The sequence below is a fragment of the Thalassospira lucentensis MCCC 1A00383 = DSM 14000 genome (assembly GCF_000421265.1).
Taxonomy (GTDB): Bacteria; Pseudomonadota; Alphaproteobacteria; order Rhodospirillales; family Thalassospiraceae; genus Thalassospira; species Thalassospira lucentensis.
In genome coordinates, this window is record NZ_ATWN01000002.1 from 328,295 (window position 1) to 340,423 (window position 12,129).

At 46.3% G+C, this 12,129-nt stretch carries 9 protein-coding genes; 7 read left to right on the forward strand and 2 right to left on the reverse strand.

The window, feature by feature from the left end:
- Positions 1-5 precede the first annotated feature (5 nt).
- Positions 6-1,382, reverse strand: a complete 1,377-nt coding sequence (locus K355_RS0105635; RefSeq protein WP_022731140.1) for an SGNH/GDSL hydrolase family protein — start codon at positions 1,380-1,382, stop codon at positions 6-8.
- 39 nt (positions 1,383-1,421) lie between these two features.
- Positions 1,422-3,491, reverse strand: a complete 2,070-nt coding sequence (locus K355_RS0105640) for a B12-binding domain-containing radical SAM protein (RefSeq protein WP_022731141.1) — start codon at positions 3,489-3,491, stop codon at positions 1,422-1,424.
- A gap of 265 nt (positions 3,492-3,756) precedes the next feature.
- On the opposite strand from K355_RS0105640, the gene K355_RS24995 reads away from it, so the two are divergent.
- The 7 genes from K355_RS24995 to K355_RS0105675 are packed head-to-tail and all read left to right on the forward strand — an operon-like array spanning position 3,757 to position 12,119.
- Positions 3,757-5,595 carry an ABC transporter ATP-binding protein gene (locus K355_RS24995; RefSeq protein WP_022731142.1) on the forward strand — a complete coding sequence of 613 codons (1,839 nt, stop codon included), beginning with the start codon at positions 3,757-3,759 and terminating at the stop codon, positions 5,593-5,595.
- Between the two features lie 19 nt (positions 5,596-5,614).
- Positions 5,615-6,631 (forward strand): N-acetylneuraminate synthase family protein, encoded by a 1,017-nt coding sequence (locus K355_RS0105650; RefSeq protein ID WP_022731143.1) that lies wholly within the window; start codon positions 5,615-5,617, stop codon positions 6,629-6,631.
- A gap of 9 nt (positions 6,632-6,640) precedes the next feature.
- Positions 6,641-7,792 carry a UDP-N-acetylglucosamine 2-epimerase gene (gene neuC / locus K355_RS23195; protein WP_051145940.1) on the forward strand — a complete coding sequence of 384 codons (1,152 nt, stop codon included), beginning with the start codon at positions 6,641-6,643 and terminating at the stop codon, positions 7,790-7,792.
- A 15-nt stretch (positions 7,793-7,807) separates the two neighbouring features.
- Complete coding sequence (locus K355_RS0105660) at positions 7,808-8,506, forward strand: acylneuraminate cytidylyltransferase family protein (protein WP_022731145.1); 699 nt, start codon at positions 7,808-7,810, stop codon at positions 8,504-8,506.
- Positions 8,507-8,553: 47 nt separating this feature from the next.
- Positions 8,554-9,708, forward strand: coding sequence for an NAD-dependent epimerase/dehydratase family protein (locus K355_RS0105665; protein ID WP_022731146.1), 1,155 nt, complete (start codon positions 8,554-8,556; stop codon positions 9,706-9,708).
- Positions 9,709-9,740: 32 nt separating this feature from the next.
- On the forward strand, positions 9,741-11,147 hold the full coding sequence (locus tag K355_RS0105670) for a hypothetical protein (RefSeq protein ID WP_022731147.1): 1,407 nt from the start codon (positions 9,741-9,743) through the stop codon (positions 11,145-11,147).
- A gap of 9 nt (positions 11,148-11,156) precedes the next feature.
- Positions 11,157-12,119: an NAD-dependent epimerase/dehydratase family protein gene (locus K355_RS0105675; protein ID WP_022731148.1), complete on the forward strand. Its 963-nt coding sequence runs from the start codon at positions 11,157-11,159 to the stop codon at positions 12,117-12,119.
- Positions 12,120-12,129 lie beyond the last annotated feature (10 nt).

Below are 12,129 nucleotides of genomic sequence, written 5' to 3' on the forward strand. Positions count from 1 at the left end.
CAATGTCACTTATTGTCCGATTGTGTGACATTGGCGATCATTTCAGCCACAAGGGAATAGCCTGCATCGTTGAAGTGGGAGCCCGGATACCAGTAAAATGCTTCTGGGCCTCCAAGTTCAAATTGTCTCGTTTTCACATCGATGATGTTGATTCCCGCTGCCTGCGCTAGATCGGTAACTATGTTATGCATCCAACTGTCTTCGGCAGGCGCGGATGGGTCAAAAAGGTCGCAGCTTGTATCCCATGCAGGCAGGTAAACCACATGCAATTGACCGCCCCAAGAAGAAACTTCACGGTCTGCTTCAACGAAAATGTCGTTCAGAAGCGAGAAGTTTTGATTTGTTTTGGGGCATGACACGAGGCCTAAAGCTGTCCTCAGACGTATCAGTTTGAGAGTATCCTTGGCCGAGAAAGAAGGTGTCTTCATGTCTAACTCCGACTCCTTCAATTGATCAAATTGCTCTGCGATAAATACACGAAGAGCTTGGTCTATCTGTGACTGTTTTGAGGCAAGCTTGTTGGAGAAACCGGGTTTTAGGTATGCAAGAAGTTTGCTGTTCTGTTCTTCAATGATCATGTTCGTGTGCATGTCATTGCCTTCATAGAAAAACCAGAACACGTGCTTCGGCGTCTTTGCTGCAACATACTCTTTCAGCAGAGCGAGTTGAATAAGTGGACCTGTGCCACCGACCCCGAAACTTTGTGTGGGAATACTTTTATTGTTCAGCTGAGCCTGTGCGGAAGATTCAGGTTGCACACACGCGCCTTGGGCAAATGAATCTCCCAGAAGTGCTACATCAAGTGGTTCATCTTCATTGGGATAGTATGAAGTATTATTAAAGCCAAAGTTGTCACTTTGGAAGACAAGCCACTTCCCACTTTCATTGCAGTAAACCGACTTGCTGTTTGCTACATTTGTCAGAGGCAGGGTTGGTGTCCCGTCAATAGAGATACCGTCAGGCAGGCCATTCAGCAAAAAGGTGGTCGGGCTGAAAGTCGGCCAAGCATCCAAACCGTCTTTTCGTAAATCATCAATAACCTGAGATGTAGTTCTTTCGTCAAACTGTCTACCTGCTTGCGCGGCATGACTTGATATATTAGCCGATCTAGCTTGGATTTTATTGTAAGGATCTGTTTGTGAATAAAGAAATAACTCAAATCCAATTAGGAAAATACCCATTGTGACAAGCGTGATCGCTGCATAATCCCTGAGCCGCTTTATAAGGCATCCGAGAGCGGATATAGCTAGCAATATGATGGGAAATCCCAAATAAATTGAAATGTATTTAGGGCTTACAAGATATGTCTCACTTGAGACGCACAGAAAGACCACGGCTGCCAAGGAAAGCAGCAGGCCAGCAAGATTAATTATGAAGTACATACTTATACCAACTAAGGTCAGAAAGCTTGAACGGTGTGATTATTGCGCTGCAACTGTGGCCTGTTTTTCCTCGACAAGCTCAGGGTTGCGCAAAAGGCGTTTTAGGTTTACCCGTGTCAGTAGGCGGGTCAACCCGGTAAGCTCCGTACCATACGTGTTCAAATACCACTGAGCCATCTGCTTTTGCTTCTCGTCTTGAACAAATCGGACAGTTCGGCGCGGGCCCGGGGCGATGATGGACCCAAACTGGTTGTTCTCGATAACCTGTTCGAAGTCATAATGGAAATCATGTGCCGGCGTTGCCGCAGCTCCATCAAGTACATCAATGGCGTAGTTGGTGCACCAAACCATTAGCTCATCGATGAACTGTTTCTGAGGGCTGTTCAAGGAACCTAGCTTGTCGGACAAAAGGGTCTCGACGGCGTCGCCCATAATCATGCCAATTTCTTTGAAAGCTTGAATTATGGCCATCGATTTATGACGATAAAGAACGTTGTTACCGACTTCACCATCAATATACTTCTGAACGTCCGTTGGTGAATTAAGAGCTTCAGCTAGATTGTCCTGATTCTCCCACAGTTCAGAGCGGGTCTCAGCTCGGAAGCTATCAATGATGGTTTTTAGCTTCGCGGGAATGGTCGATTGACGATTGTATATATGTTCAATGACTTCGAACATTCCAACGCCATTGTCATTCAATAGTTTCCGGGCAAGCGCAAAGTATCCGTCGTTGTTAATAAGCACGATTAAGAGGCTGTACACGCGGCATTCAACATATTCGTCAAACGACATGGTGTTGGTTTCTACAACGACTTCTTCAATTTCGCCTTCAGCAAAGCTGTTACCAGCGATGTCAAAAATACCAAAACAGCGTGGAATAGCACGATACTTTGTAACAAGGCCAAATTTTTCACGGGTTTCTGCGTCGTCTAGCTCTGAGCCAGGCAGTAGCATCAAGGTATATACTTCTACCTTGGTAAAGCCGGCATCAAGTAATCGTGAAACCGTGTTCTTGAACTTTTCAACTGTATCGCCTGGAAGCCCGAGAATGACTTCACTGTAGGTCAAGGCACCTGCTTTTCCGCCTTCAATTGCAACTTGCATAATATCGTCAGCAGAGACGTTCTTACGCTTAATGTTGGCCAGGACGTCTCCATCCAGCGACTGAACCGAGCCGGAAAGGCGCATGGCACCCCGCAGTCGTCTTGCAGCCTCAATGATTCGGTGCTTTTGGTTTTTGCCCGTGGCGACACTTACATGTTGTGGCCAGTTGTACTGGTCTTGGCATTTAGCGATTTCATCACAAATCTCCAAATCGCCATTATACATCCCGAAATTCGAATCCGCGATAAACAGGTCAGCTCGTTTTCCCTCGGCCACACGCGGCGCCATTTGCCTCCCGATGTAGTCAAGCTCGGCAAATATGCGCTCGTGCCCTTTGTTGCGAACTTTGTTGTAGTAGAGGGTGCCTTCTACACAAAAAGTACAAGAAAACGGACATCCTCGGTTTGTTTGAATGATAGGCATAAAACCATCATCAATGAACTCGTCCATATCGCCATTCAGGTACGGAGATGGAATTTCGTCAAGGTCTTTGAGCCTTGCACTTGGCGGGGCGAGATAAAATTTCCCGGTCTCTCTGTCAAGCCAGTGCACTGATTCAATCAGTTCAGTCGGACGGTTGTCTGGATCTTCAAGCAGATGTCCGATTAGGCTTGCAAAACCGACTTCACCTTCTTTGATGATGAAATAATCCATTTCATCATGTTCGCGCAGATATTGTTCCTGTTCGGAGCGAGGGAGTGGATAATGTGGCCCGCCATAGACAATCTTAACTTCCGGGTGCTGAGACTTGATGCGCTGTGCAAAGGCCCATGAAAGGCGCGCGTTCCAAGAATAGTTCGAAAAACCAATCAGGTCTGGTTTTCTGTCGTCAAACGCCTTAGAAAACTTTTCCGGTTGTTTGAAGACGTGACATTCGATGGCCTCGCCGTGCATTTTCTTTGCGTAGGTCGCAATTCCTCCTATCGCCGATGGGGCAATTTCAGACTGAAGACCTTGTTGCGTGTACGTAAAATCGACAATGAAAATCACAAAAGGATGCTTCATGCTTTGATTAGCCCCAATTTGGTGTCGTCAAATAGTTGATTGTTTATGCAACCTAGCGGTTTATACCAGTTAACATAAAGAATTGTTAGAGGACTTTGGCTTTTTTATCAGTTTAAGATGAGTTTCGTTATACAGGTTAAATGTGCCGAATGATCTGTTGAGTTTCGATGATAATTTAATCGTAGCCGATACATCGTCATAGCAATGATTTTCGCGATGTGAATTGTTCGTTGCACTGCTGTGTGGTGCATCATTGAGTGTTGAGATGAAGACTATTAAAGACTATCGCAAAAATAATTTTGTAAATAGTTGGCGGCTCGGTGTTGGTTTAATGACACCAAGAGAGCGGAAGTTGATGTTTGCGCTTTTCTTTGTTGTGCTGGCCGCGGGCTGTCTCGAGATGATTGCTGTGTACTCAATTGCTCCTTTTTTTAAATTTATCCTCTCTGGTGGGGATATGGGGAGCATGCCAGAAATCCTCGATAGATTATTAAAGAATGTTGATCAAGAGCTGCTGATTTGGATTTATGCGGGCATACCCGCAGTACTTCTTTTATTTTCTTTTCTCTCAAGCGTACTTATGTCTTGGCTCGTTCTAAAATTTGGTATTGGGCGTTGGCAAAGAATTTCCAGGCACATTGTCTATCTTATTCAAAATGTAGATGTTGGTTGGCATTCTAAAGTAAATTCAAGCGAAGTCGTGAGGGTATGTTTTCAAGATACACAGTATTTTGCTAGAGATTTCGTTATTTTTACGATGACTTCATTGTCAGATATTGTTGTCATTTTATTTCTTGTCTTTATTTTGTGTTTCACTATTCCATGGCAGGGGATCGTCTTTTTCGCCGTGATCGGTAGCGCTATTATTTCTATTGTTTTTATCTCACGACCTAGACTGACTTCTTACGCAGAAATCAGTCGTGAAAAAGCAAACGAAATGAATGTCAAATATGGTGAGTTGCTGCGGGGATACAAAGATATTCGCTATTCTCTTGAGCCTAAATGGTTTGATCAAAGTATTGATTTGACTGTTTTGACGGCAAGTCGCACCCATATGAAGCTCAATCTGTGGGCAAAGGTGCCTCCACAGTTTATTAACTTTCTGAGCCAGTTCAGTCTGTTGATGATTGTGCTCATCATGTACGGGGCAGGAATGCCTTTGGCTGAAATTGCAGCGAATGTTGCCATTCTTGGGATTGTCGCCTCTCGAGCGCTGCCTGTCGCAAACCGGCTTGCGGTTAACCTTGGCAAATACTGGCAAGTTCACCCATTCTTGCTTGGTTTAGCTGAGCTTCAGGATGACTTGACCAATTACCAAATCAAAAATTCTGGTATAGAAGGGGGCTCTTGTCGGGAAATGGCTTGGCAAAAGGTTTCTTTGGAATTGGAGCGTCTCTCAATCGGTGGGACGGACCGGGCTAGTTTACGGAACATTAGTATAGAGCTGGAAAAAGGTGGGCTCTATGGTTTGGTTGGTCCCTCAGGCGGCGGAAAAACTTCATTAATAGATGTTTTGATGGGGTTGAGTAACGCTTCGCCAGACACGGTGTGGCTTGATAAGAGGCCGCTTTCTGAGCTTAATACCTCTAGTTATCGAGAATGCATCTCATATGTGCCGCAATCTCCTTTTCTGGTGGATGGGAGCATTTTGCAGAACGTTGCGTTTGGGGTTCGCTACAAGGATATCGATCTCAATCTCGTAAACGATTGCCTTTGCAAGGCAGGTTTATCCTCTCTCGTGGCGAGTTTACCGGACGGCGTGCAGACAAGTGTCGGTGATTATGGTGGTCGTTTTTCCGGAGGTCAGCGCCAACGAATTGCGATTGCGCGTGCCTTGTATAAAAAACCAAAAATGCTGCTGTTGGACGAAGCGACGAGTGCTTTAGACGGGCAAATGGAAAATACGATGCGTGCCTTGTTTGAGGGACTGTCAAGAGACATGATCGTTCTGATGATTTCCCATCGGTACAGTGTTTTAGAGAACGCAAAAAAGATTTTTGTTTTGGATCATGGTGAAGTGGTTGAGCAGGGAACTTACTCTCAGCTTCTAACAAAACAGGGCGTCTTTTCTGGACTTATCTCAGTTCGAAGCGAGACTCTCTGAAGCCACAGGATAAAATTGAATGAAGAAAACATTTAAGATTGCTCACCGTGTCGTTGGCGGTGACGCGCCATGCCTGTTCATTGCAGAAGCAGGTGTCGCGCATTTTGGTGACATGGGTATGGCCCGTGATCTCGTTGATCTGGCGGCAGAGGGCAATTCCGATGTCTTCAAGATTCAGATCTTTGATGTCGATACTTTGTTGTCCGCCGAAGCTGAAGAATGGAAGGACAGGCTGCGTCCGAGAAATCTAACCCTAGATCAGGTCTTTGAACTCAAGGAGTTCGTTGAGTCAAAGGGTATGCTTTTCATGGCGACTGCACACGATCAATCAAGATTGTCTTGGTTAGAAGAACTAGACCTGCCTGCCATTAAAGTTGGATCGGGAGAGCTTGGCAATCACTGGTTTCTCAAGAAACTGGCCAAGCTTGGAAAGCCAATGATCGTTTCGACCGGGATGTATGCCGAGCAGGATGTCGTCGAGCTTCTTGAAGCAATAGAAAGCACTGGTAATGATGAACTGGCATTGCTTCATTGTGTGACAAGTTACCCAACCCCAGCAGGCGACGTTAACATCGCCGCGATGGATAGTCTTGCAAGGGTTTTTAGTGGACCTGTCGGGTATTCCGACCATACCGAAGATCACTTAGCGGTTCTCGGAGCTGTAGCGCGCGGCGCTAAGATAGTTGAAAAACACATAACCATTCTAAGAGACATTCCGAATGCGCAGGATTGGAAGGTTTCGGCTGGACCGGAGGACCTCGCTCAACTGGTCGATGACATTCGAAAAATGGAAACAATGATCGGGTCGGGTGTTAAGAAGCCTGCGGAATGCGAGGCTGGCGGGATGTCTTGGGCACTCAAATCGGTTGTTGCTGTCAGGCAGCTTCCCGCGGGCCACGTTTTGGCAGAAGCTGATATTACAACGAAGCGGCCGGCGGGTGGTATCCCGGCAGACCAAATGGAAAAACTTCTCGGTCGCGTTACGTCTCGCTGTTTCGCAAAAGATGAAAAAATAGACCTGACGGGTATTGAGTAGGTGCCTCAGATGCAACGAAAGATATGTTTTATCCTCACCACCAGAGGAAACTATGGCAAGACCCGTTCTATTCTACTGGCGTTGAAGCAGAAAACTAATGTGGAATTACAGGTCGTTCTGGGTGGAGAGCTTTTGAATGCTGAATATGGTGGCGTCGGACAACAGATTATTGATGACGGTTTCTCAATAGCAGGAACTTTGGACTATATTGTCGGTCAGAAATCGCTAGAAAGTGTGGCATTGTCGGCTGCGAAAGCGTCAATGCTTGCCACGGAACTTTTCGAGAAATTGAAACCGGGATTGGTTTTTCTCGTGGCGGATCGATATGAGATACTAGCCTTCGCTCAGTCGGCTTTGTGCCTGAATATTCCGATTGCTCATCTCGAAGGAGGAGAGATATCGGGGTCAATCGATGAAAGAATTCGGCACGCTGTTTCCAAGCTATCTCATTTACACTTTCCTGCAAATACAGATGCGGCAGAACGGTTAGTTAAAATGGGGGAAGCCCCCGAGACCATTTACGCATTTGGAACACCAAGTCTGGACGTAATACGCGAATATGATTTAAACGATTCCGATGCGGTTCGCTGTTATTTGGCTACGCATGCCGTAGGAACCACTCCGGACTTGAAGAGCCGCTTTATTGTTGTGTCACACCATCCTGTGGTGACTGAGTATGGCGATGCAGCTTCTCAGTATGAAATATTGGTTGACGCGGTTCGGCAGGTGGGGCTGCCCACCGTTTGGGTTAAGCCCAACGACGATGCGGGCGCTGCTGAGTTGGATGAGCACTTAGATGTTTTGATAAAATCAAATGCGTTTCCTGTGATTGCAACAGGTGGGTTGCCTCTTAACCTTTATGCAACGCTCTTGAATATGGCAGTGTGTTTGGTGGGGAATTCTTCCTCGGGAATTAGGGAAGCGTCTTGGTTGGGGGTTCCGGTCGTAAATGTCGGCACGCGTCAATTCAATCGCAAGCGGGGCGCAAATGTTCTTGATGTCGGTTTTGAACTTGAAACGCTCATAGCGGCGATCGCTGAGCAGGCCGAGAAGGGCAAGTTGAAACCCGACGAACTCTATGGAAATGGCTTTGCCGGTGAAAGCATCGCAAATGTTCTTGTTGGCAACTTACCCCCATTAAACAAAACTATTGTCTATTGATAGCGCGGAGTTGGTATGTCTTGTCTGGCGATAATCCCTGCAAGAGGTGGATCTAAGGGGGTTCCTGGGAAGAACAAACTTCCCATCGGAGGAGTGCCCTTGATTCAGCGTGCAATTAGGGCGTGCCTTGATAGTGGCGTGGTGGATCAGATATTCGTCTCGACGGATGATGCTGAGATCGCAGAATTAGCATTTGATATGGGAGTCAAAGTTCGCAATTTGCGCCCCAAGGAGCTTTCTGACGATCATGCAGACATTATACCCGTTATACAGCATGCTCTCGCAGAGGCAGAACAGGAAACAGGACGCAATTTTGAACGTTTGCTGTTCACGGACCCAACAACTCCGTTTCGAACAGCTGATACAATCAGGCGTGCTGTTCACCAGTTTGAAACAGGCAGCTATGGTTCGATCATTTCTGTCTGTCCTCTGGAGAGGAAACCAAACAACATCTTTACAAAAAGAAAAGACGGAACCCTGGATCGCTTGTTAAAGGGGGAGGGGTATGAGTTTATACGCCGTCAAGATATGCGGAACCTGTGTCGTTTAGCCAATGCTGTATATGTGACCTCAGTGGAAAATTTTCTTGAGAATTTATCGCTTGTAAGTGGTCCAATTGGTTATGTTGAAGTTTCGAACATAGAGGCAATTACCATAGACGAAGAGTTGGATTATTTCCTTGCAGAGCAAGTAAGTCTTCGTTATGGGGGGTAGTCTGTTTTTTTGCGATTTCCCGTGTTTCATTAGAAAGGTTTTTAGGTATGCGCATTTTGGTTCTTGGTGGTGATGGCTACCTAGGGTGGCCGACAGCGATGCACTTCTCTCAGCGAGGGGATGAGGTTTGCATCGTCGACAACTTTGCCAAGCGTCAATGGGAGATGGAAGAGGGCATCGAGCCACTCTGGAGCGTATCTACTCTACACCGCCGGGTGAGAACATGGGAAAATGTCTCAGGCAAAAAGATTGAGGTGAAGATCGGAGATCTTTGCAATCATCGATTTGTTTACGCTGTTTTCGAAGCTTTTAAACCTGATGCGATTGTTCATTACGGGGAGCAACCGTCAGCGCCTTACTCAATGCAAAGCCGTGAAACCGCAGTTTATACCCAGCACAACAACGTCGTTGGCAACTTGAATGTCATGTTTGCCATGCAGAAGTTTGTTCCTAACGCGCACCTCATTAAGCTCGGTACAATGGGTGAGTATGGCACGCCTAACATTGATATTGAAGAAGGTTGGCTCGAAATAGAACATAAAGGTCGTAAGGACCGCGTGCTCTATCCAAAGAAGCCGGGAAGCTATTATCACCTTTCAAAAGTACATGATTCTGCAAATCTTGAATTTGCTTGTCGTATTTGGGGTATGAAAGCTACCGACTTGAACCAAGGGGTCGTTTATGGCGTGGACACAGATCAGACCGTTCTGCACGATGATTTGAGAACATCTTTCCATTATGACGATATCTTCGGAACGGTTCTTAACCGCTTCTTATCACAGGCAGCCGTTGGCCGTAATCTGACTGTCTATGGAAATGGTACACAAACACGCGGTTTCCTGAACATCAAGGACACGATCGCTTGTGTTGCTTTGGCTGCTGATAATTCGCCTGAGCAGGGTGAATTTAGAATTTTCAACCAGTTTACTGAACAGTTCTCTGTTCTTGATTTGGCAACAAAGGTTCAGGCATCAGCGCTACGCGCAGGCTTGGACTGTAAGGTGGATTATTTGGCCAATCCACGTGTCGAACAAGAAAACCATTATTATAATGCGGTTCATACTGGACTGGTCGAACTCGGACTGCAGCCGACGCTGCTGACAGATGACGTCGTAGACGCTATGTTGGCAAACGTTTGCGCACAGAAAGACGCAGTAGACACCGATGTCTTCATTCCTCGGGTGAAGTGGAAGCAAAGCTAAGCCTAGCTGAAGCTGTTTCCAGGGTCATCTTGATGAAACGCAAAAAAATACTGATCTTCGTGGATCTTGACATGTTAGTACGTCACTTTATCAAAAGTGGCGTACTAAACGATTTGGAAGAAGACTTTGACGTCAAGTATGTCTTTCATCGTGATTCTTCGTCGGAAAAAAAATCCGTATACACAGATCCTTCTGTTCTGGGATTAAAGGACTGGTGTTGGTTCGATTTGCCTCGCACACGAGGCGGCAGTTGGGATCACTTATACACACCAGGCACTCTGTGGAATCTCCGGAAATCAGACTACTTTAAAGACCGGCTCGAACTGGCGTATTTGACACGTCAACCAAAATGGGTTGATAGATACAACTTCCTCGTGAAGTCGAAATTGTATCCGCTTTATAGTCTTGTCTTTAAAGCGTGCATGGGCGTTTACAAGCCCATGATTGACTTTCTTGATGAAGAAAAACCTGACTTGATTATTCATCCCACCATTTTGCAAGGTATGTTCATTAATGACCTTCTTTTGGCGGCGCGACAAAAAGCAATCCCTTCTTTGCTGCTGATGAATAGTTGGGACAATCCATCTCAAAAGGCGGCTGTAACAGGGTTTCCTGATAAGCTGGCGGTTTGGGGACGCCAGACATATAACCATGCGCGTGATTATATGGGTATACCTGAAGATCGTCTGGAAATACTGGGCGCAGCGCAGTTTGACGTTTATCGGGATCCTGTTCAGGAAGACGATGATCTTTTGCGCGAAATGTTCGGTGTTCCAAAGGGAGTGCCAATTGTCCTTTATGGCGGGACAAGCAAAAGTGTTATTGAGTCGGTGCATTTGGAGGCGCTCGATAAAGCAATTGCCTCAGGGATACTCCCAGAATGTCATATTCTTTATCGTCCTCACCCATGGAGAGGTCCGCTTCTGCCAGGTGAGAAAAGCTTTTATGATCTGGGTCTATCGCACGTGTCTCTCGACCCATTCATGAAAGATTACTACGATAGTCAGGTTCTAAATCAGACAAAGTACTCTGCCTTTGATCTTGCTGATTACAAAGTCACTGCTCGTTTGATGAAATTGATTGATGCGGTTGTTTCCCCTTTGTCTACAATTCTCCTCGAAGCGGTGATGCATGAAAAACCGGTTCAGATTTTGCATCCCAAGGAAGTCGCCGGTGATATGGCAAAGCTTGTTTCAGAGCTTGGCCCTAGGTTGGTGCATTTCGTAGATTTGAAGGGTGATGGTATTCTCGTCAGTGATACAACGGATCAGATGGTTGCAGGTGTGGCAAAACTTCTAAGTATCAAAGACCGACAGGACATAAAGCAGTCACTGCGAGAGACTGCGGCGTTTTTTGTCGACATGTCCGGGCCTAGATATGGCCAAGCGCTACGTCGTCTTGCCGCAAGCATGACCTCTGAGAAAAACAAGAAGAATTAAGGTTCTGAAATGAGCAAAATCGCAGTGACGGGCGGAGCAGGGCTGATTGGCTCCTATTTGGTTGATCAGCTTGTAGATGCAGGTGAACAGGTTGTCGTCGTCGACGATTTCAGCAAGGGCAAAAAAGAAAATCTCTCTCACGTTATCGGAAGATGTGAAGTTGTTGAAGGTGATCTTGAGGATGAAGGTTTTGCCGAGAAAGCCTTGTCAGGCTTAGATACCGTCTATCACTTGGCAAGCCGGGCGTATGGCATAGGGTATTCGGTAGCCAATCATCTTGATATGCTTGAACACAATGAGCGCATTACGAACAATGTTTTAAGGGCCGTAAGGAAGAATCAGATCGGCAAGCTATTGGTGACGTCTTCTTCATGTGTTCACCGCGACGATACGTCAGATACCGTCGCCGAACTTCCGTTATTTGACGGAGAGCCCGAGATGGTTAACTGGGGTTATGGCTGGGCGAAGAGGTTTCTTGAACAAAAGGCGCTAATGTATGCGCGGGAAACCGGTGTCAAATTAACGATTGTACGCCCGTTCAATATTTACGGTGAACGCTATAACTGGGTCGGTAGCAAGAGCCAGGCGATCCCAATGCTGGTGAAGAGGGTTCTTGACGGTAATGACCCTGTTGTTATTTGGGGTTCAGGAAATCAGCGGCGTAACTACTTGCACGCAAGGGATTGTGCAACGTTAATGAGACATTTTCTGGAAGTCGGTTATACCTCGGGACCAGTCAATATCGGTCTTCGAGAGACAATCACGATGAATGGGCTCGTCGAAGCTATTTGCCGTGCCGCGGGCGTTTCACCTGCATTGGAACATGACCTGACCAAGCCAGAAGGACGTTTTGTCAAAAGTTCTGACGAAACCCTTCTGAGGTCTTTATTGCCAGATTTCGAGCCATCCGTTTCCATTCAAGAGGGGATGGCTTTAATGGTTGGCTGGTATCGGAAAACATTCATTGAATAGGCTAAACCCT